General features: G+C 62.3%; 24 protein-coding genes. 13 read left to right on the top strand and 11 right to left on the bottom strand.

Translation table 11 applies throughout. The features are described 5' to 3' along the window. Positions 1–17: 17 nt before the first annotated feature. From trxA to C4S70_RS09380, 4 genes are all read left to right on the top strand, one after another. Positions 18–338: a thioredoxin gene (trxA, locus tag C4S70_RS09395; protein ID WP_104007859.1), complete on the top strand. Its 321-nt coding sequence runs from the start codon at positions 18–20 to the stop codon at positions 336–338. Positions 339–555: 217 nt separating this feature from the next. After that, a complete protein-coding gene (hslV, locus tag C4S70_RS09390; protein WP_104007858.1) occupies positions 556–1113 on the top strand; it encodes an ATP-dependent protease subunit HslV in 558 nt (185 codons plus the stop codon). Then, positions 1110–2417, top strand: a complete 1308-nt coding sequence (gene hslU / locus C4S70_RS09385) for an ATP-dependent protease ATPase subunit HslU (protein WP_104007857.1) — start codon at positions 1110–1112, stop codon at positions 2415–2417. Before hslV ends, hslU begins: the two co-directional genes overlap by 4 nt. Positions 2418–2471: 54 nt before the next feature. After that, on the top strand, positions 2472–3563 hold the full coding sequence (locus C4S70_RS09380; protein WP_104007856.1) for an alpha/beta hydrolase: 1092 nt from the start codon (positions 2472–2474) through the stop codon (positions 3561–3563). 7 nt (positions 3564–3570) lie between these two features. Here the strand turns inward: C4S70_RS09380 and C4S70_RS09375 are convergent, their stop codons facing one another. The 3 genes from C4S70_RS09375 to C4S70_RS09365 are packed head-to-tail and all read right to left on the bottom strand — an operon-like array spanning position 3571 to position 5872. Further along, on the bottom strand, positions 3571–4167 hold the full coding sequence (locus C4S70_RS09375; protein ID WP_104007855.1) for a Smr/MutS family protein: 597 nt from the start codon (positions 4165–4167) through the stop codon (positions 3571–3573). Further along, positions 4164–5174: a murein transglycosylase A gene (gene mltA / locus C4S70_RS09370; RefSeq protein ID WP_235003774.1), complete on the bottom strand. Its 1011-nt coding sequence runs from the start codon at positions 5172–5174 to the stop codon at positions 4164–4166. The genes C4S70_RS09375 and mltA overlap by 4 nt, the downstream gene beginning before the upstream one ends. A gap of 41 nt (positions 5175–5215) precedes the next feature. Further along, positions 5216–5872, bottom strand: a complete 657-nt coding sequence (locus C4S70_RS09365; protein WP_104007853.1) for a Tim44/TimA family putative adaptor protein — start codon at positions 5870–5872, stop codon at positions 5216–5218. Between the two features lie 111 nt (positions 5873–5983). Between C4S70_RS09365 and C4S70_RS09360 the strand changes: the two genes are divergently transcribed. Both C4S70_RS09360 and secB read left to right on the top strand, forming a co-directional pair. After that, positions 5984–6484, top strand: a complete 501-nt coding sequence (locus C4S70_RS09360) for an FxsA family protein (protein WP_104007852.1) — start codon at positions 5984–5986, stop codon at positions 6482–6484. A 54-nt stretch (positions 6485–6538) separates the two neighbouring features. Beyond that, on the top strand, positions 6539–7036 hold the full coding sequence (gene secB, locus C4S70_RS09355) for a protein-export chaperone SecB (RefSeq protein WP_104007851.1): 498 nt from the start codon (positions 6539–6541) through the stop codon (positions 7034–7036). A gap of 33 nt (positions 7037–7069) precedes the next feature. Here the strand turns inward: secB and dnaQ are convergent, their stop codons facing one another. Genes dnaQ through C4S70_RS09335 form a run of 4 tightly spaced genes read right to left on the bottom strand, consistent with a single transcriptional unit; the run spans position 7070 to position 9774 of the window. Then, positions 7070–7756 carry a DNA polymerase III subunit epsilon gene (dnaQ, locus tag C4S70_RS09350; RefSeq protein WP_104007850.1) on the bottom strand — a complete coding sequence of 229 codons (687 nt, stop codon included), beginning with the start codon at positions 7754–7756 and terminating at the stop codon, positions 7070–7072. Then, positions 7749–8348 (bottom strand): dephospho-CoA kinase, encoded by a 600-nt coding sequence (gene coaE / locus C4S70_RS09345; RefSeq protein ID WP_104007849.1) that lies wholly within the window; start codon positions 8346–8348, stop codon positions 7749–7751. Before coaE ends, dnaQ begins: the two co-directional genes overlap by 8 nt. Next, positions 8345–9178 (bottom strand): shikimate dehydrogenase, encoded by an 834-nt coding sequence (locus tag C4S70_RS09340; RefSeq protein WP_104007848.1) that lies wholly within the window; start codon positions 9176–9178, stop codon positions 8345–8347. Before C4S70_RS09340 ends, coaE begins: the two co-directional genes overlap by 4 nt. Continuing rightward, positions 9175–9774 carry a Maf family protein gene (locus C4S70_RS09335; RefSeq protein WP_104007847.1) on the bottom strand — a complete coding sequence of 200 codons (600 nt, stop codon included), beginning with the start codon at positions 9772–9774 and terminating at the stop codon, positions 9175–9177. Before C4S70_RS09335 ends, C4S70_RS09340 begins: the two co-directional genes overlap by 4 nt. A 393-nt stretch (positions 9775–10167) precedes the next feature. Here C4S70_RS09335 and hemJ point away from each other — a divergent pair, with 393 nt between their 5' ends. From hemJ to C4S70_RS09300, 7 genes are all read left to right on the top strand, one after another. After that, on the top strand, positions 10168–10617 hold the full coding sequence (hemJ, locus tag C4S70_RS09330) for a protoporphyrinogen oxidase HemJ (protein WP_104007846.1): 450 nt from the start codon (positions 10168–10170) through the stop codon (positions 10615–10617). A gap of 150 nt (positions 10618–10767) precedes the next feature. Further along, positions 10768–12039, top strand: coding sequence for a transcription termination factor Rho (gene rho / locus C4S70_RS09325; protein ID WP_104007845.1), 1272 nt, complete (start codon positions 10768–10770; stop codon positions 12037–12039). A gap of 28 nt (positions 12040–12067) precedes the next feature. Next, the gene (gene mnmE, locus C4S70_RS09320) at positions 12068–13354 is read left to right on the top strand and encodes a tRNA uridine-5-carboxymethylaminomethyl(34) synthesis GTPase MnmE (protein ID WP_104007844.1); all 1287 of its coding nucleotides are present in this window, start codon (positions 12068–12070) and stop codon (positions 13352–13354) included. A gap of 12 nt (positions 13355–13366) precedes the next feature. Continuing rightward, complete coding sequence (mnmG, locus tag C4S70_RS09315) at positions 13367–15235, top strand: tRNA uridine-5-carboxymethylaminomethyl(34) synthesis enzyme MnmG (protein WP_104007898.1); 1869 nt, start codon at positions 13367–13369, stop codon at positions 15233–15235. Then, positions 15232–15852 carry a 16S rRNA (guanine(527)-N(7))-methyltransferase RsmG gene (gene rsmG, locus C4S70_RS09310; protein WP_104007843.1) on the top strand — a complete coding sequence of 207 codons (621 nt, stop codon included), beginning with the start codon at positions 15232–15234 and terminating at the stop codon, positions 15850–15852. Before mnmG ends, rsmG begins: the two co-directional genes overlap by 4 nt. Next, positions 15845–16654 carry a ParA family protein gene (locus C4S70_RS09305; RefSeq protein ID WP_104007842.1) on the top strand — a complete coding sequence of 270 codons (810 nt, stop codon included), beginning with the start codon at positions 15845–15847 and terminating at the stop codon, positions 16652–16654. Before rsmG ends, C4S70_RS09305 begins: the two co-directional genes overlap by 8 nt. A gap of 20 nt (positions 16655–16674) precedes the next feature. Then, on the top strand, positions 16675–17559 hold the full coding sequence (locus tag C4S70_RS09300) for a ParB/RepB/Spo0J family partition protein (RefSeq protein ID WP_104007841.1): 885 nt from the start codon (positions 16675–16677) through the stop codon (positions 17557–17559). On the opposite strand, the gene C4S70_RS09295 is transcribed toward C4S70_RS09300, so the two are convergent. From C4S70_RS09295 to rph, 4 genes are read right to left on the bottom strand one after another with little or no spacing between them, the layout of a single operon-like run. After that, entirely contained in the window at positions 17549–17902 is a 354-nt protein-coding gene (locus tag C4S70_RS09295) for a YbaN family protein (RefSeq protein ID WP_104007840.1), read from the bottom strand. The genes C4S70_RS09300 and C4S70_RS09295 overlap by 11 nt on opposite strands. Position 17903: 1 nt before the next feature. Beyond that, positions 17904–19061: a radical SAM family heme chaperone HemW gene (gene hemW / locus C4S70_RS09290; RefSeq protein ID WP_235003772.1), complete on the bottom strand. Its 1158-nt coding sequence runs from the start codon at positions 19059–19061 to the stop codon at positions 17904–17906. Then, positions 19054–19665, bottom strand: a complete 612-nt coding sequence (gene rdgB, locus C4S70_RS19070; RefSeq protein WP_146064191.1) for an RdgB/HAM1 family non-canonical purine NTP pyrophosphatase — start codon at positions 19663–19665, stop codon at positions 19054–19056. The genes hemW and rdgB overlap by 8 nt, the downstream gene beginning before the upstream one ends. Next, positions 19662–20375: a ribonuclease PH gene (gene rph, locus C4S70_RS09285; RefSeq protein WP_104007838.1), complete on the bottom strand. Its 714-nt coding sequence runs from the start codon at positions 20373–20375 to the stop codon at positions 19662–19664. The genes rdgB and rph overlap by 4 nt, the downstream gene beginning before the upstream one ends. Positions 20376–20483: the final 108 nt, after the last annotated feature.

The following is a 20483-nucleotide window of genomic DNA, read 5'->3' as shown; positions in this document are numbered from 1 at the left end:
CATTCAGGAGACAGAATATGTCCACCGTAGCCGTCAGCGACGCCACTTTCGACGCCGAAGTGAAGAATTCCGATGTCCCCGTGGTGGTGGACTTCTGGGCCGAGTGGTGCGGCCCCTGCAAGCAGATCGGCCCGGCGCTGGAAGAGCTGGCGGCGGAATATGCCGGCAAGGTCAAGATCGCCAAGGTGGATGTGGACCAGAACCCGAACGTTGCCGCCGGCCTGGGCGTGCGCGGTATCCCGGCCCTGTTCATCTTCAAGGACGGACAGCCGGTGTCGAGCCGAATGGGTGCGGCACCCAAGGCGGCGCTGAAGAGCTGGATCGACGAGTCGATCTGACCTTTGAACGGTCGGATCGCCGGGGGCGTCCCAACGGGGCGCCCTTTTTCGTTGCGGCGCTGCGCGGGTGGTGTCAGGGCTGAGGCGCCGGAATCGCAACGGGTATTTGGGACCAGAAAGAAGCAGGAAGGGCGCATGTCCTGACGCAGGGTCATGCGCTCTTGTGCCGGGTTTCGCCGCGTTCCATATAGGCGTGGACCTGACAAGGAGGCCGCCCATGAGCAAAGAGGATTTTCCCGGCTGGCATGGCACCACGATCATCGGCGTCCGCAAGGGCGGCGAGGTGGTGGTGGCCGGCGACGGACAGGTATCGCTGGGTCAGACCGTGATCAAGGGCAGCGCGCGCAAGGTGCGCCGACTGACCCCCGGCGGGTCCGAGGTGGTGGCCGGGTTCGCGGGTTCGACAGCGGATGCGTTTACGCTGCTGGAGCGGCTGGAGTCGAAGCTGGAGGCGACGCCGGGACAACTGGCGCGGGCCTGCGTTGAGCTGGCCAAGGACTGGCGCACCGACAAGTATCTGCGCAATCTCGAGGCGATGCTGATCGTCACCGACGGCGCCGACATGTTCGTGATCACCGGCGCGGGCGACGTGCTGGAGCCCGAACATGACGTAGCGGCGATCGGGTCGGGCGGAAACTATGCGCTGGCGGCGGCGCGGGCGATGATGGACAGCGACCGCGATCCCGAGGAGATCGCGCGCCGCGCGATGGCGATTGCCGCCGACATCTGTGTCTATACCAACGGCAACCTGACCGTGGAGAAGATTTCCAAATGACCGACCTGACCCCTCGCGAGATCGTCAGCGAACTGGACCGTTTCATCATCGGCCAGAAGGATGCCAAACGCGCCGTGGCCGTGGCGCTGCGCAACCGCTGGCGGCGCAAGCAGCTGCCGGACGACCTGCGCGAGGAGGTCTATCCCAAGAACATCCTGATGATCGGCCCAACCGGCGTCGGCAAGACCGAGATCAGTCGCCGGCTGGCACGGCTGGCGCGGGCGCCCTTCATCAAGGTCGAAGCGACCAAGTTCACCGAGGTCGGCTATGTCGGCCGGGACGTGGAACAGATCATCCGCGATCTGGTCGATGCCGCGATCATGCAGACCCGCGAATGGATGCGCGAAGAGGTCAGGGCCCGCGCCCACAAGGCGGCCGAAGAGCGCGTTCTGGACGTGATCGCCGGCGAGAACGCCCGCGAGGCCACGCGCGAGATGTTTCGCGACAAGCTCAAGCGCGGTGAGCTGGACGATACCGTGATCGAACTGGACGTCGAGGATCACTCCAACCCGATGCCGATGTTCGACATTCCCGGTCAGCCCGGCGCCAGCATGGGGATGCTCAACCTTGGCGACCTGTTCGGCAAGGCCTTCGGCGGGCGCAAGGTGCGGCGCAAGATGACAGTGGCCGAGAGTTATGAGGTGCTGATCGACGAAGAGGCCGACAAGCTGCTGGACGACGAAACCGTCACCCGCACGGCGCTGGAGGCGGTCGAGCAGAACGGGATCGTGTTCCTGGACGAGATCGACAAGGTCTGCGCACGGGCCGACGTGCGGGGCGGTGATGTCAGCCGCGAGGGCGTGCAGCGCGATCTGCTGCCGCTGATCGAGGGCACCACGGTGTCCACGAAACATGGCCCGGTGAAGACCGACCATATCCTGTTCATCGCCAGCGGCGCGTTCCATATCGCCAAGCCGGCGGACCTGCTGCCCGAGCTTCAGGGCCGGTTGCCGATCCGGGTCGAGCTGCGGGCGCTGACCGAAGAGGATTTCGTGCGCATCCTGACCGAGACGGACAACGCGTTGACCCGGCAATATGCCGCCCTTATGGGCACCGAAGAGGTCGAGGTCACCTTCACCGAGGACGGCATCGCCGCGCTGGCGCGGATCGCCGCCGACGTGAACCGGACGGTGGAAAACATCGGCGCGCGCCGGCTGTATACCGTGATGGAGCGGGTGTTCGAGGAGCTGTCCTTTACCGCCCCCGATCGCGCGGGCGAGACGGTCGTGGTGGATGCGGCCTTTGTCGACAAGAACCTTGGCGAGCTGGCCCGCTCGACGGATCTGAGCCGCTACGTTCTTTAGGCGCGGGCCGCGGCCAGAGTCGATGGCGTTGCCCCGGGTTCAGAGGATTTGTTCATGCGCGCGTTGATGGTTTTCGTTCTCTTTCTGGGTCTTGGAGCCTGCGAAAACAAGTCTTACACGCCTGTCTTGCCGCAGGCTTTGTCCATCGGCGAACCCGAGACGGTTTTTGTCGCCACGACGCGGGCGCGAGAAGCCGACGGCGGTTTCAGCTATCGCCGCTCGCAAACGGCGACCACCATGGCGCTGACAATTTCCGTGCCGCCCGACCATGAGCCGGGCAACGCCGATTTCGGCTTTGCCAATCCCGATCCCGCGCACGAGTTCAGCGTCGCGGCGCGGCGGGAATTCGACACCGACCGCGCCTTTCAGAACGCTTTGCGCGCCGAGCTGCGCCGACTGCCGCCAGGGCAGCGTGACGTGACCGTCTATGTTCACGGATACAACGCCACGCTTTACGAGGCGTCCTATCGCGCGGCGCAGATCGGGCACGATCTGGATCTGCCGGGGGCACAGGCGGTCTATTCCTGGCCCAGCCTTGGCAGCGTGACGGGCTATGCCTATGACACCGATTCGGTGCTTTTCGCGCGTGACGGGCTGGAGCACATGCTGAGGCTGATCGATCAGGTCGGTCCGGACAACCTGGTGATCGTGGCGCATTCGATGGGCAGCCTTCTGGTTATGGAAACGCTGAGACAGGCCGATTTGCGCCAACCGGGCTGGTCGGCGCGCAGCATAGATGGCGTGATGTTCGTGTCGCCGGATCTGGACATCGATGTCTTTCGGTCGCAACTGGCCGCGCTCAAGGCGCCGCCACAGCCTATGGTCGTGGTCGCCTCGCGCAAGGATCCCGTGCTGCTGCTTTCCTCGGCCCTGCGCGGCGGGAGTGAGCGCGACCGGTTGGGCAATATCGCCAATTTCGACGAGGTGAGCGATCTGCCGATCGTGTTGCTGGACGTGTCGGCCTTTGCCACGCTGACGACAAATCCGCACTTTGTCGCCGCTGCGTCGCCCGCGCTGGTCCGCCTGCTCAATCAGGCGGCGAAGGTGGCCAAGACGATGGATGTGGTGCGCCTTCAGGACGTGTTGCCCGGCACGGTGGTCAAGGGTTCGCGGGCGGTGGCGATCACTTTGGACAGCCCCGTCTGATGCGCAATCAGGGCCGCCGCAGGTAGACGTAATAGGCACCTTCGCCGCCGTGGCTGCGATGGGCCGGGGTGACCTGCAGCACCGCCTGCGCTAAAGGCGGCAGCGACAGCCATTGCGGCACATGATGACGCAGCACGCCGCGCGGCGACGGGATCGGCCCCTCGTCGCGGTCGCGCGATTTTCCCTTGCCGGTTATCACCAGCACCAGCCTATGCCCCGAAGCCTGAGACGACAGCACGAAGCGGATCAGCCGGGAATGGGCCGAGTCCAGCCGGTGCCCGTGCAGATCAAGCCGCGCCTGCGGTTTCAGCTTGCCGCGCGTCATGCGCTGATAGGTCTTGCGGTCCATGCGCATGGGCGCATCCATCAACTCGCGCGTCACGGATGATCGCAGGTCATGGGACGGCGGCTCAGTGCCGGCGGAGTCGCCGACTGCAAAGGGTTCGATGCGTCGCGAAAGCTGAGCAAGCGGCTTGCGCGGTTTCGGTTTTGGCAGCGGGGTCGGGCGCGGGTGGTCTTCGCATTCCGGGTGCGCGCGCTGGGCGGTGCGGGCGACCCGACGCCACAGCTCAATCTCATCCGGTGTCAGCCGTCTGCGGGTCATTGCCGGTCCTCGGCCGCCATCGCATAGGCGCGTTGGATCGGCAGCAGAACGACCATCCGCCCCGGATCGCGCAACTGTCCGGCCGCCTGTCCCGCCGCATCGCCCGTGCCAAAGAAGATGTCGGCCCGCTGCGGGCCCTTGATGGCCGAACCGGTATCCTGCGCGACCATCAGCCGGTGCATCTTGCCGTGGCCTTCCTTTTCGATCCAGACTGGCGCGCCCAGCGGGACGAACGCCGGATCCACCGCGATGCTGCGAAGCGGCGTCAGCGACCGGTTCATCGCCCCCCGCGGCCCGTCGGCTTCGCGCATGGCGCGGAGCACGCGAAAGAACACGTAGGACGGGTTGTGCCGCAACAGGTCCAGACCGATGTCGGGATTTCTGCGCACCCAGTTGCGGATCACTTGGGCGCTGACCTGGTGCGCCTTGTAGATCCCGCGCCGGATCAGTTCGACTCCGACCGACCGATAGGGATGGCCGTTCGCCCCGCCATAGCCGACACGGATCGTCGAGCCGTCCTGTAGCCGAATGCGGCCCGATCCCTGGATCTGGAGAAAGAAGAGCTCGACCGGATCGTCCACCCACGCGATTTCCAGCCCGCGCCCGTCCAGCACGCCGCTTTCCTCTATCTCGCGGCGGGTCAGCCATGGACTGCGGGCTTGCGCCTCGGGCGGCATACGATAGACCGGATAGCGGAACCGGGCCGTGCGCGTGCGCGATCCCTCGAGTTCCGGTTCGAAATAGCCGGTGAACAGACATTCCGACCCGTCGCTGATCAGGACCGGGCGAAAGAAGAGTTCAAAGAACGTGCGGGCGGCCTCAGGTTTCTGGTGCTGAGCCACGGCACAGATCGCCTGCCAGTCAGGATCCTTCAGATCCGGGCAGGTTACAAGGAAAGTGGTCAGCGCCGCGGCATGGTCGTCCTGGGCCCACCCGTCGAGGTCGTCGAAGTCCAGGATCCGATGGGTGATCGTTTCTCCGGTTCCGCGCGTCGGGAGGGTCGCCATGATCATGGCTCCCGTAAACAGGATCCATCGGAGGCGTGCAATCATTCGTCCGTGGCTATGAGCCGCCAGTTCGGATCGTCGCTGCCCATCTCGCGGGCGAAGGTCCAGACGTCCTTTTGGCGTTTGACGCCGGTTTCGCTGCCCTCGACGATATTGCCGTCGCGGTCGCGAACGACGGTGGTCAGCTCGCCGACAAAGCGGACGGTGATTTCCGCCATGTTCGTCGCCTTGTCGAAGCTGGCGTCGACAATGGTGGTTTCCCGCACGCCGATGAAGTCGGATTCGACGGTCAGGCCCTGCGCCTTGCGCTGCTCGACCACTTCGGCAAAGGCCTGGTAGACGTCATCGGCAAGAAACGGCCGGATCTGTTCGACGTCGCCGTTGTCAAAGGCGGTCACGATCATCTCGTAGGCCGCGCGCGCGCCCTGCACGAAATCGGCCAGCAGGAAATCGGGCTCGACCCGCTTCATCGCCGCGAGTTCCCGCGCGGCCTTGCTGTCGGCGGGGACATAATCCGAAATGTCGGTGTCCGGCCCACCTTCGATGACTTCAAAATCGCGCGTCGCCTTGCGGGCCGTCTGGTCGGGAACCGGCGGTTTTTCAAAGCCTTCCCGCGTGCCCAGAACGCTGCGCAGGCGCAGGATCAGGAACACGGCGATGCCGGCGAGCACCAGAAGCTGGATCAGGGGAGAGTTCATGCAATTCCTCGATTCCGCGGACGGGGCTTTGTAAGCGTGGTGTTGCGCTCTTATGTAGGGGACGTTCCGGGCCAAGTCCACTGGTCCGCATCCATCACAAGGGATATTCGCATGCTTCTGTTTCTGGCCTTCGTCCTGGTGCCGCTCATCGAAATCGCGCTGTTCATCCAGATCGGCGGCGCGATAGGGCTGTGGCCGACACTCGCCATCGTCATTCTGACCGCCATTCTGGGCACCTGGCTGGTGCGCACGCAGGGGCTCATGACTCTGAGCCGGCTGCAAAAATCCTTTGCCGAGCTTGACGACCCGACCGAACCGCTGGCGCATGGCGCGATGATCCTGATCGCGGGCGCGCTTTTGCTCACGCCCGGATTTTTCACGGATGCGGTCGGCTTTGCCCTGCTGGCGCCGCCCGTCCGGCAGGCGGTGTTTCGCTGGATCCGGTCGCGCATGACGGTCACGCATTTCCATATGGGCGGCGGAATGGCCTACGACATGCGTCACGGCCCCTTTGACGATGGCGACGTTATCGATGGCGAGTTCGAGGAAATTCGCCCGCGCCGGCCCCGTCAGGATCCCTCCGGCTGGGTTTCCGGCCCCGATCGGCGTTGAGGCCTGGCGGGCCAACTGGTATGAGATCGGCAAAGAGTTAACGAGGAGATCCCCATGGCCGAAAACGGCGAACAGGCAAACGCCCAGCAACAGCCGCCGCAGATCCAGCTGCGCGTTCTGGGGCAGTACATCCGCGACATGTCCTTTGAAAACGTGATGGCGCAAAAGGGCGCCAAGGCCGAAGGGCAACCGGACATCAACGTGCAGGTCAATCTGGACGCAAAGCCGCGCGACCAGGAAAACACCTTTGAATCCAGCATCAAGCTGAACATCGAGGCCAAGGCCAAGGAATCCGGCGACGTCCTGTTCCTGCTGGAAATCGACTATGTCGGGGTTTTCTTCATCACCGGCGTCTCGGCGGACCAGATGCACCCCTTCCTGATGATCGAGTGCCCGCGCCAGATTTTCCCGTTCCTGCGCCGGATCGTGGCCGATGTGACAGCGGACGGCGGATTCCCGCCTCTGAACCTGGACACGATCGACTTTGTCGGCATCTACCGTGCCGAACTGGCGCGCCGTCAGGCCGCGGGACAGCAGACGGCGAATGCCTGACGCCGAGATCCGGCGGGCGGTCGCCTGACCGTATCAGATCCGTTTCCACAGGGCATCATCGCCCAGCGACTCGACAAAGGCGGCATGCGCCGCCTTTTCCTCTTCGGTCAGACGCGAAGCCAGCGGGGCAGGGCGCGGCTTCGGGCGCCAGGTGTCGGACGCGTCGGACCGGGTCACCGTACCGGTCCCGGCCAGTCCAAAATCCGGCTGCCGGCCGCCGATCAGCTCCAGATAGACTTCGGCCAAGATTTCCGAGTCCAGAAGCGCGCCGTGCAGGGTTCGCGCCGAGTTGTCGATCCCGAACCGCCGGCACAGCGCGTCCAGCGACGCCGGCGAGCCGGGGAATTTCTGCCGCGCGATGGCCAGGGTGTCGATCGCCCGCTCCCACGGGATCTGCGGCAGCCCGACCCAGCGCAGTTCCGCGTTCAGGAACTTCATGTCGAAAGCCGCGTTGTGGATCACCAGTTTCGCGTCGCCTACGAATTCCAGAAACGCCTGTGCGATTTCGGCGAATTTCGGCTTGTCCGCCAGGAATTCGGTGCTCAGCCCGTGCACCTCGAACGCGTCCTGCGGCATGTCGCGTTCGGGGTTGATGTATTGATGATAGGTCTGCCCGGTCGGAACGTGGTTGTAGAGCTCGACCGCGCCGATTTCGACGATCCGGTCGCCGGTTTCCGGATCGAAACCAGTCGTTTCCGTATCAAGAACAATCTCACGCATCCTTCTGCTCCAGTTCGGCCCTGATCCGCGCCACGATGTCGCGCACCTGGGCGCGTGCATGGTCCAGCGTGTCGGTGACGACGATATAATCCGCCCGCGCGCGTTTCTCGGCATCGGGCATCTGTTTGGCGAGGATCTGTTCGAATTGCTCGGGCGTCATGGTGCCGCGCTCCATCACCCGCTGGAACTGGACTTTTTCGGGCGCGGTTACGACCACCACCGCATCCATGTCCCTGTCGCCACCGGTTTCGAACAGCAGGGGAATGTCGAAGACGAGGATGTCGGCCTCGGTGTGGTTTCGAAAGCTTTCCCGATCCTCGGCCAGAAGCGGATGCACGATCTGCTCTATCCGGCGGAGGGCCTCCGGGTCGCGGGCGATGATCTCCTTTAGCTTCTGCCGACTGACGCCGCCTTCGACGATCGCCTCGGGAAAGGCGGCGCGGATCGGCTCCACCGCCGCGCCACCGGGCGCATAGAGCCGATGCACCGCGGCATCGGCATCCCACACGGCGCAGCCCTCTTCGGCGAACATCCGCGCCGTGGTCGATTTGCCCATGCCGATCGACCCGGTGAGACCCAGATGAAAACTCATCTGAGCGCCGCGGCGCGGGTGGCCTTGTCCACGGTGGGACGCAGGCCGAACCAGCGTTCAAACCCGGGCACCGCCTGATGCAGCAGCATTCCCAGCCCGTCCACGGTGATGCAGCCGGCCTCTTCGGCGACCTGCAACAGCTGGGTCTTGAGCGGGGTATAGACCAGATCGGTGACGACCGTGCCCTTTCGCAACCCGTCCAGCGGCACCCGCAGCGGAGATTTCCCGACCATCCCCAGCGACGTTGTATTCACCAGCAGAGCAGCCTCTTCCACAAGGTTTCCGGCCTGGACCCAGTCCTCTACCCGAACCTTGGCGCCAAAGTCGCTTTGCAGTTTTTCGGCGCGGGCGCGGGTGCGGTTGGTCAGGATGATCTCGGGCGCCCCCTGTTGCAGCAGAGAGGCAACGACCGCCCGCGCAGCACCGCCGGCTCCGAAAACCACAGCCGGCCCGGCGGCGGGATCCCAGTCCGGCGCGCCCTGCCGGAGGTTCTCGATGAAACCGTATCCGTCGGTGTTGTCGGCATAGATCTGCCCGTCGGGGCCGAAATTCAGCGTGTTCGCCGCCCCGATCAGGGTTGCCTGATCCGACACCCGGTCGGCGATCCGCAATGCCTCTTCCTTGTGCGGAAGGGTGACATTGACGCCGACGAAGCCCATCAACGGCAAACTGCGCAGAACCTTTTTCAGATTTCCCGGCGCGACATCCATCGGTATGTAGTATCCCGCGACACCGTAGGTATTCAGCCAGTAACGGAACAGGCGTGGCGACCGCGAATGTGCGATCGGCGACCCGATCACGCCGGCCAAGGGAATCTTGTCACTGCTCATTGTTCGATCACGCCTCGCACCATCAGGAAGCCGAGAAGCTCCATCAAGGGCATACCCAAAACGTTAAAATAGTTTCCGTCAATGGCCGTGAATAGTCGAACGCCTTCTTCTTCGAGCTTGTAAGCACCAACGGCATGGCGGATGCTGTCCCAATTGCGGCGCACGTAGTCCTGCAGATAGGTGTCCGACAGCGCACGCATGTGCAAACGCACCTTGCCGACATGGCGCCAGATCGGCTGTCCGTCCTGGCAGATCACGGCGGCCGACAGCAGCGTGTGCCGATCACCGCGCATCTGCTGCAAGAGCCCAAGCGCATCTTCCGGGCTTTCGGGTTTCGAGATCAGCCGGCCACGAAAATCCAGAACCTGGTCGCACCCGATCACCATCGCCCGCGGATGACTGGCGCTGACCTTTCGTGCCTTCATCTCGGCCAGGGCGTCCGCAATGTCGCGCGGGGGGGCAGCTTCGGCCAGCAGCGCGGATTTGACCGCTTCCTCGTCCACGCGCGGCACCTGGACCTGGAACGGGACATTGGCGCTTTCGAGCATCCGCGCGCGGACCGCAGATCCCGAGGCCAGAATGATGGGGACGGTCATGTGGAAAACCCGTTGGCAAAGCGTGTGTCGGATGGTGACTGGTTTGCCCGATTTCCCCTCTTGACTGCAAGCCTGCCGCGGAGACGCCCAGTCATCCGGGATTCGCCCGGACCGGTTCCCCGTGAGGATCGGGAAAACCCGACTCCGATGGAAAAATGGCTTGCCCCTCGTTCATCCGCGATATTCCCACAGGTAATAATCATCTAACATATTGTTTTATTTTATAAAATTTATTTTTCCCCACCCTGTGGATGTCTTTTGATCGCTTTTCCACCTGTGGAGAACGTCGGGGTCAACCGGATAATCCACAGGATTTGTCATCACTACAGAGTCCTACATTCTTTTCTCTTTTCTTATTTTTCTTTACGTGGACGGAAACGGACGGAGCACGACATGTCGGACGCGCTGATAACGCTATATCCCTGGATCAAGGCATTTCACATCATGGCGGTCATGTCGTGGATGGCGGGGCTGTTCTATCTGCCGCGTCTTTACGTCTATCACGTCGAAAGGGCCGGCGAGGTGAAAGGCGCCGGCGCGATTTTCGACACCATGGAATACAAGCTTTTGCGCTTTATCATGCGGCCGGCCATGTTTGCGTCCTGGATTCTCGGGCTGCTTCTGGTGGCCACGCCGGGAATCGTGGACTGGTCCTGGATCTGGCCGTGGACCAAGGGTGCGGCCGTGCTGGCAATGACCGGGTTTCACATGTGGCTGGCCGCGCGGCGGCGCGATTTCGAACAGGGTCGCAACCGGCTGACGGGCCGGCAGTATCGGATCATGAACGAGGTGCCGACCGTTCTGATGGCCGTCATCGTGATCTCTGTCGTGGTCAAGTTCTGAACGGATTGCGACAGAGTTTGACTCGGGGCGGCGGGGCGATTATCTAGTCCACCGGCTCACCCGTCCGGGTGGGCGTCCTCCTGGAAGTGACTCAAGACCGGACCGATAACCGCCAGCTCCCGCTCAGGTGCTGCCCCGAAGGAAATTTCCATGAACGCGCAAGTTCTGAACCTGTCTGATCTCAAGGCCAAGAGCCCCAAAGACCTGCTGGCCATGGCCGAGGAGCTGGAAATCGAAAACGCATCGACCCTGCGCAAGGGCGACATGATGTTCCAGATCCTGCGGGAACGCGCCGACGAAGGATGGGAAATCGGCGGCGACGGCGTGCTCGAGGTTCTGCAGGACGGATTCGGTTTCCTGCGCTCGCCCGAGGCAAACTATCTGCCGGGTCCGGACGACATCTATGTCTCGCCGGAGATGATCCGGAAATATTCGCTGCGCACCGGCGACACGGTGTCCGGCCCGATGAAGGCACCCGAGGACAACGAACGGTATTTCGCCCTGACCGGCGTTCGTCAGATCAATTTCGAGGATCCGGACAAGGCACGTCACAAGATCGCCTTTGACAACCTGACGCCGCTCTATCCGAGCGAGCGGCTGAAGATGGAAATCGAGGATCCGACGATCAAGGACAAGTCGGCGCGCGTGATCGATCTGGTCGCTCCGATCGGAAAGGGACAGCGTGCGCTGATCGTTGCCCCGCCGCGGACGGGCAAGACCGTCATCCTTCAGAACATCGCGCATTCGATCGAAACCAACCATCCTGAATGTTACCTCATCGTCCTGCTGATCGACGAACGGCCCGAAGAGGTGACGGACATGCAGCGTTCGGTGAAGGGCGAGGTCGTCTCTTCGACCTTCGATGAACCGGCATCGCGCCATGTGGCCGTGGCCGAAATGGTGATCGAAAAGGCAAAACGTCTGGTCGAACATAAACGAGATGTTGTTATTCTTCTCGATTCGATCACAAGACTTGGTAGAGCTTACAACACGGTCGTTCCATCCTCTGGCAAGGTTCTGACCGGTGGCGTGGACGCCAACGCGCTGCAGCGGCCCAAGCGGTTCTTTGGTGCAGCCCGGAACATCGAAGAGGGCGGCAGCCTGACGATCATCGCCACGGCGCTGATCGACACCGGCAGCCGCATGGACGAGGTGATCTTTGAAGAATTCAAGGGCACCGGCAACAGCGAGATCGTCCTGGACCGCAAGATCGCGGACAAGCGGGTCTTCCCCGCCATCGACATTCTCAAGTCGGGCACGCGTAAAGAGGATCTTCTGGTGCCGCCGAAGGACTTGCAGAAAATGTATGTGCTGCGCCGGATCCTGAATCCGATGGGCACCACGGACGCAATCGAGTTCCTGCTGTCGAAGCTCAAGCAGACGAAGACGAACGGAGAGTTCTTCGATTCGATGAATACCTGACCCCGAAGCCGGTCAACAAAGGCGCGACATGGACACGATCTTTGCCTTGGCCAGCGCCCCCGGCAAGGCGGGGGTCGCTGTCATTCGCATTTCAGGACCACAGGCGAGAGAGGCGGCGGAACGGCTTGTCGGCCGGCGCCTTGCGCCGCGGGGACTGGCCGTGTGCAAGCTACGAAATGACGCCGGCGAATTGCTGGACGAGGGAGTCGTTCTGACCTTTTCGGCTCCGGCGAGTTTCACCGGCGAGGATGTCGCGGAACTTCAGGTGCATGGTAGCACGGCCACGGTGGCGGCCATTCTTGGCACTCTGGGTGGGCTGGATGGTCTTCGGCTTGCGGAACCTGGAGAGTTCACGCGGCGCGCCTTGGAAAACGGAAAATTGGATCTGACGCAGGTCGAGGGACTGGCAGATCTGATCGACGCTGAGACCGAAGCGCAGAGGAAGCAGGCCCAGGCGGTCTTTCTCGGCAAGTTCGGGGACGTGGTCGAACGCTGGAGGCGGGATCTGATTCGCGCGGCGGCGCTGATCGAGGCGACCATTGATTTCGCCGACGAGGACGTGCCAACGGATGTGACGCCGGAGGTGGATTCGCTGATTTTCCGTGTTGCCGATGACTTGGAACGGGAAGTAGCGGGTTCGCGGGTGGCGGAACGAATTCGGTCGGGATTCGAAGTCGCAATCGTCGGCGCGCCGAATGTCGGAAAATCCACGTTGCTCAATCGACTGGCCGGACGAAAGGCCGCGATTACGTCGGAATATGCCGGAACGACGCGGGACGTGATCGAAGTCAGAATGGATCTGAACGGTTTGCCCGTCACGTTGCTGGACACGGCCGGGCTGCGAGAAACTCAGGACGCGGTGGAAGAAATCGGTATATCGCTTGCACAGGAAAGAGCCGAGGCTGCGGATTTGCGGGTGTTCCTGGCTGAGGACGACGAGGAACTGAGCGTGGTCTTTCGTCCTGGAGACATTCGAGTTCGACCGAAGGCCGATGCCAGGAAAAACCCGGACAATGCCGTGTCGGGGAAAACCGGGCAGGGGGTCGATCGTCTGATCGAACAGATCACCAAGGAACTGACGAACCGCTCGGCGAGCGCGGGACTGGCGACCAGAGAGCGGCATCGCCATGCGATGTCGTCGGCGTTGGAGCGGCTCGAGAGCGCACGTAAGGTTCTTGAACGGGGTCCGGAGGAGTATGATATCGCTGCCGAGGAGTTGCGCTCGGCGATTCGGGCGCTTGAAACGGTGCTGGGGCGAATAGACGTCGAGAATTTGTTGGACGAGATATTCTCGAGCTTCTGTCTGGGTAAATGAGGAGTGTTTCACGTGAAACATCCCAAATTTGATGTGGTCGTGATCGGCGGGGGCCACGCCGGCACCGAAGCGGCACATGCAGCGGCTCGAATGGGCGCCCGAACGGCGTTGGTGACGTTGCGAAAGAGAGATATCGGGGTGATGTCCTGCAACCCGGCCATCGGCGGTCTGGGCAAGGGGCATCTGGTCCGCGAAGTTGACGCGCTGGATGGTGTCATGGGTCGGGTTGCCGACCGTGCAGGCATCCAGTTTCGTCTGTTGAACCGAAAAAAGGGGCCGGCCGTTCAGGGGCCGCGGGCCCAGGCTGACCGTCAGATCTATCGTGAGACGATGCTGGCGCTGACGGAAGCCCGCGAGGGATTGACGATAATCGAAGGCGAAGCCGTGGACTTCCTGATGGAGAAAGGCACCGTTTGCGGCGTCGTCCTAGCCGAGGGCCCGCGCATTCATTCCAAAGCTGTGATTCTGACGTCAGGCACCTTTCTTCGCGGGGTTATTCACATCGGGGACGTTTCGAGGCCGGGCGGACGAATGGGAGATCGCCCCTCCGTGCGGCTGGCGGAGCGAATCGATGATTTCGGGCTACCGCTGGGGCGTCTCAAAACGGGAACGCCGCCGCGGCTGGATGGCCGAACCATCAACTGGGACATTTTGGAAGAACAGCCCGGCGACGAAGATCCCGTGATGTTCTCCTTTATGTCAAAGGGTCCAACTGCACCGCAGGTCGCCTGTGGTATCACGCATACGAATGAGAAGACGCACGAAATAATCCGCGAAAACCTGTCGCGCTCGGCTATGTATGGTGGACGCATCGATGGAATTGGTCCGCGATATTGCCCCTCCATCGAAGACAAGATCGTTCGCTTTGGCGAAAAGAACTCTCACCAGGTCTTTCTGGAGCCAGAAGGGGTCAATGACCATACGGTTTATCCGAACGGGATTTCGACGTCGCTTCCCCAAGACGTTCAGCACGAGTATGTGCGTTCGATCCGTGGGCTTGAGAATGTGACGATCCTGCAGCCGGGTTATGCCATTGAATACGATTACGTTGACCCTCGCGCGCTCGGTGAAGACTTGCGCGTCAAAACGGTTCCAGGGCTCTATTTGGCGGGCCAAATCAACGGCACGACCGGCTACGAGGAAGCTGCTGCGCAAGGGCTGGTTGCCGGCTTGAATGCGGCCCTGTTTTCCTTGGGCCGCGATCCCGTTCGTTTCAGCCGCGCAGACAGCTATATCGGCGTCATGATCGATGATTTGATTACGCGTGGCGTCACGGAGCCCTATCGGATGTTCACGTCTCGGGCCGAGTTTCGTCTGTCGTTGCGCGCGGACAATGCCGATCAGCGATTGACCCCGATCGGCGAGCGGATTGGATGCATCTCCGAGGCTCGCAAGACGGCTTTCCATCAGAAAATGGAAGCCCTGCTGCACGTTCGCAATCGGCTGGAATCAGCGACCTTTACTCCGAAGGAAATTGCCGAGGCCGGAATCGACATCAACCAGGACGGAACGCGCCGGACAGGGTTGCACGTTCTGGCGTTCCCGCAAGTGGGCTTTGACGACATTTTTCGCCTGCTGCCGAACCTCGCGGATACGCCGCCGGAGATCCGTCAGCAGATTGAGCGTGACGCGATGTATGCAAACTACATAGAACGGCAAAAGAAGGATGTGGAGGCGCTGCGGCGGGATGAGGGGTACCTGATCCCCGAAGACTTCGACTATTCGGCGGTGGATGGTCTGTCGAACGAGTTGCAAAGCAAGCTGTCTGAGTCTCGCCCGGGCAATCTGGCCCAAGCCGCCAAGATCGAGGGCATGACACCGGCCGCCTTGGCGCTGATTCTATCCAGGCTGAAAAGGGCGGGAAAGGTACGCACGGCATGACGAGGCAGGAAATCGGCCTGGCGTCCTGTGATGTTTCACGTGAAACAATTGAGCGTCTCGAGCACTACGAACGACTGCTGTCCAAGTGGAATCCGCGAATAAATCTTGTCGCCAAGTCCACGCTTCCCGACTTCTGGACCCGGCACGTTTCGGATTCGGCGCAGCTTCTGGATATCGTCGCGCCGCAGAGCTCCTGGGTGGATCTTGGCAGTGGCGGCGGCTTTCCCGGCCTGGTCATCGCAATTCTTTGTGCCGAAACGAGTCCGCAGACGACCGTGACACTCGTCGAGAGCGACCGAAGAAAGTCGGTGTTCCTTCAAACCGTGATCCGTGAGACGGGCGTGGCGGCCAAGGTGATCTGTGAAAGAATTGAGCGACTTGACCCTCTGCAAGTCGGGATCCTATCCGCCCGGGCCCTCGCGCCGCTTCCAAAGCTTCTTGAGTATGCGGAGCGCCACATGGATAGGCGAGGAACCGCAGTTTTTCCCAAGGGCGAGAACTGGGAGAATGAGGTATCGGCGGCAAGGGCAGTGTGGAAATTCGATCTGAAGACCGTTAAAAGCAAGACAGATCCCAAAGCGGTCATACTAAGAATTGAGGGAGTCGAGCGTGTCTGACATTTTTCGTCCCAAGGGGCCGAAAATCATCGCGGTCACCAACCAGAAGGGGGGTGTCGGCAAGACCACGACCGCGATCAACCTTGCGGCGGCTTTTTGCGAAATCGGCCAAAAGGTGTTGCTGGTTGATCTGGACCCGCAGGGAAATGCCTCGACCGGGCTGGGGATAGAGGCATCGGATCGCGCGCTCACGACATATGACCTTCTGATCGACGAGGCGCCGTTGCAGGATGTCATTCGCCCGACATCTGTCGATGGTCTTTTCATCATTCCGGCCAATATCGATCTGTCCTCCGCGGATCTCGAGCTGATCTCGAACGAAAAGCGCAGCTTTCTGTTGCATGACTCGCTACGACAGGTTGCGATCGACACCTTCGGCTTTGACTATATCTTGATCGATTGCCCGCCGTCCCTGAATCTGTTGACAGTCAACGCCCTGATCGCCGCGCATTCCGTCCTGATCCCGCTGCAAAGCGAGTTCTTTGCTCTGGAGGGGCTGTCGCAACTAATGTTGACGATCCGGGAAATTCGCCAGACGGCCAACCCGAATCTGCGCACCGAAGGTGTCTTGTTGACCATGTATGACCGTCGCAACAACCTGTCGCGTCAGGTCGAGCAGGACGCACGCGACAATCTGGGCGAGCTGGTTTTTCGAACGGTGATCCCACGCAATGTCCGCGTCAGCGAGGCCCCATCTTTTGCCATGCCCGTTCTGAACTACGACCCGGGTTCGCAGGGCGCCGAGGCGTATCGGGCGCTCGCACGCGAGATGATCCAGAAACACAAACCAGTAGCCGCCTGATCGGCACGGAGGAGGTTGCAATGGCAGACAACAAGACAAAGCCCCGGGGCCTGGGTCGCGGACTGTCCGCGCTGATGGCTGACGTAAAGCCCGAACCGGAGGCGACCGCCACGCCCCGGCGCCCGGACATGATGGTGCCGATCGAACAGCTCAGCGCCAACCCGGACCAGCCACGGAGAACCTTCGACCAGCAGGATCTGGAGGATCTCGCGAATTCGATTCGGGAAAAGGGGATCATTCAGCCCCTGATCGTCCGGCCGATGGGCGAGGGGCAGTATCAGATTGTCGCCGGAGAACGCCGCTGGCGCGCGGCGCAGCTGGCGCAGCTGCACGAAATCCCGGTTCTGGTGCGCGAACTGGACGATACCGAAGTTCTCGAGATCGCGATCATCGAAAACATCCAGCGCGCCGATCTGAACCCGCTGGAAGAGGCGATCGGCTACCGGCAGCTGATGGACCGATTCGGCCACACTCAGGAACGGCTCAGCCAGGCCCTGGGCAAGAGCCGCAGCTACATCGCCAACCTTTTGCGGCTTTTGAACCTGCCGGACGACGTGCAGGACATGGTGCGTGACGGTCGCCTGTCCGCAGGTCACGCGCGGGCGCTGATCACGGCCGAGAATGCTTCGGAGCTCGCACAAAAAGTTGTGCGCGGCGGTTTGTCGGTCCGCGCGACCGAGGCTCTGGTCAAGAAGCAGATGGCAGGCGAAACCGAAAAGCCCGCGAAACAGAAAACCAAGCCGGAAAAAGATGCCGACACGCGCGCGCTCGAGGGCGATCTGTCGGCGATGCTGGGCATGAAGGTGTCGATCGACCACAAGGCAGGAGGTGAATCCGGCAAGGTTGTGATTTCGTATGAGACCCTGGAGCAGCTCGACGATCTGTGCGCGCGGCTCAGCCGTTAGGACGCGTCCAGATGAATATCAGAACGGTTGCCAGTATAAGTATTTGAATTACAACAATAAATATAGGGGCTGATGCCAGCATCGACAGCGCCGGAAGGGCAATGATGGACAGGGTCGCGATCCGCTTCGCGCGGGGCCGGATCGCCCCTGACCGGTTCCAGTCGTCGATCATGGGTCCGAATGTCCGGTGGGACAGAATCCAGTGATGCAACCTCTCCGATGACCGGGCAAAGAGGAATGCGGCGAGCAACAGGAAGGGAACCGTGGGCAAAAGCGGAAGAAAGGCGCCGATGACCCCGAGCGCCACGCAGACAATGCCCAGACCTGCCCAGAGATAGCGCATGTTACCCCGCCAGCAGTTTGGCCAACACCGCGTTCAGCACGGTGCGGCCTTGCCGGGTGGGTGCCAGCCGCGTTCCGTCGGTTGCGATCATGCCCAGCGACTCCAGTTCCGCGATCGCCTCGGCCGAAAGCGGATCGCCCGCAAGTGCCGCGTATCGGCGCAGGTCGATGCCTTCGGTAATCCGCAGGCCCATCATAAGGTATTCTTCGGCTTGTTCGGGTCCAGTCAGCGGCGTGCGCAAGGATTCGCCGGACCCGCGCGCCACGGCTTGCAGCCAGTCAGTCGGTGATAGCTGGGTTTCCGTGGCAAACCGCTGTTCCCGGATCGTTACCCGCCCATGCGCGCCGGGGCCGATTCCGGCATAGTCGCCATACCGCCAATAGATCAGATTGTGTTGCGATTCCATGCCGGGGACGGCGTGGTTCGACACCTCGTAGGCCGGCAGGCCGCGGGCTTCGCAAAGCTCCTGCGTCAGGTCATACATGTCGGCGGCCAATTCATCGGCCGGCAATCCCTTCAGCTTGCCTCGCTTGTAGCGGTCGCCGAACGCGGTGCCCGGCTCGATCGTCAGCTGATACAGCGAAAGGTGATCGGCGGCCATCGCCAGGCCCTCGGTCAGTTCCGCACGCCAGTTGGCCAGGGACTGATTCTGCCGGGCATAGATCAGGTCGAAGCTCACCCGGTCGAAACGGGTCCGCGCGACGTCATACGCCGCGCGGGCCTCTGCCACGGTGTGGATCCGGCCCAGGCGGCGCAGATCGGCGTCATTCAGCGCCTGAATCCCCATCGACACGCGATTGACGCCGGCATCGCGGTATCCGGCGAAACGGCCGGCCTCGACAGAGCCCGGATTGGCCTCGAGCGTGATTTCGATGTCATTGGCGAACGTCCAGCGCCCGCGCGCCGCGTCGATCACGGCGGCGACCGTGTCGGGGTGCATCAGGCTGGGCGTGCCGCCGCCGAAATAGATGCTGTTCAGAACACGGCCGGGCAATTCTCCGGCGACCCGGTCGATTTCGGCCAGATAGGCGCGGGTCCAGGCCGCCTGGTCAATTTGGCGCGCGACATGGCTGTTGAAGTCGCAATAGGGGCATTTGGCCGCGCAATAGGGCCAGTGGATGTAGAGGCCGAAGCCCCCTTCTGTCCAATCCTCAGCCAAAGCAGCCCTTGACAAAGGCCGCGACCGCGCGCCCCCGGTGGCTGATCTTGTTCTTTTCCCAGCGGTCCATCTCGGCAAATGTAAGGTCGTGGCCTTCCGGAATGAAGATCGGGTCGTAGCCGTGGCCCTGATCGCCACGCATGGGCCAAGTGATCCGGCCCTCGATCGTGCCGTCGAATACCTCGTCATGCCCATCGGGCCAGGCCAGAACCAGCGTGCATCGGAACCGGGCTATATGAGGCTCGGGCGCGCCCAAGGCGGCGAGTTCGCGATGCACCCGCTCCATCGCCATGACGAAGTCGCGCTCCTGCGGGGTTTCCGCCCAGTCGGCGGTGTGCACGCCGGGCGCTCCGCCCAGCGCGTCGATTTCGAGCCCCGAATCGTCGGCCAGGGCGGGCAGGCCGGTGGCCCTGGCCGCCGCATGCGCCTTGATCCGGGCATTTCCGACAAAGGTTTCCTCGGTTTCCTCGGGCTCGGGCAGGTTCATCTCCGCCGCCCCCACGACCGAGACGCCGTAGGGTTCCAGCAGATGCGCGACCTCTTCCAGCTTGCCCTTGTTGTGGGTGGCGACCAGAAGCCGTTCGCCCGAGAACTTGCGGGTCATGTCGTCGCGGCCCTTTGCGCTTCGACCAGTTGCGACACGCCTTTTTCGGCAAGATCCAGAAGGGTGTTCATCTGATCGCGCGAAAACAGCGCGCCTTCGGCGCTCATCTGCACTTCGATCAGCTTGTGCGCGCCGGTCATGATGAAGTTGCCGTCCACCCCGGCCTCGCTGTCTTCGGGATAGTCGAGATCGAGAACCGGCTGACCCGCATAGATGCCGCAGCTGACCGCCGCGACATGATCGACAAGCGGATCGGAGGCAATGATCCCGGCCTTGATGAGCTTGTCCACCGCCAGCCGCAGCGCCACCCAGCCGCCGGTGATCGCGGCGCAACGGGTGCCGCCATCGGCCTGGATCACGTCGCAGTCGATGGTGATCTGCCGTTCGCCCAGCGCCACGCGGTCAACGCCGGCGCGCAGGGCGCGGCCGATCAGGCGCTGGATCTCGACGGTGCGACCGCCCTGTTTCCCCGCTGCGGCCTCGCGCCGCATCCGGGTGTTGGTCGCGCGCGGAAGCATCCCGTATTCCGCCGTCACCCAGCCAAGGCCCGAACCCTTGATGAAGGGCGGCACGCGCTCTTCGATCGTGGCGGTGCACAGCACATGGGTGTCGCCCATCCTGATCAGACACGATCCCTCGGCATGTTTCGTGACGCCGGTCTCGATTGAAACCGGACGCATTTCGCTTAAATCTCTTCCAGACGGTCGCATTGGGAAATCCTTTGTTGGCCGCGGCGGGGATACAGCCCGGAGATGGGGCGATGCAACCCCGATCGACGCATGTTTCCTGTAGCATTTTCCGGCTGTTCAGCCGAGAGT

This window comes from Jhaorihella thermophila, from assembly GCF_900108275.1.
Taxonomy (GTDB): Bacteria; Pseudomonadota; Alphaproteobacteria; order Rhodobacterales; family Rhodobacteraceae; genus Jhaorihella; species Jhaorihella thermophila.
This window is presented reverse-complemented; position numbering and strand designations above follow the sequence as displayed.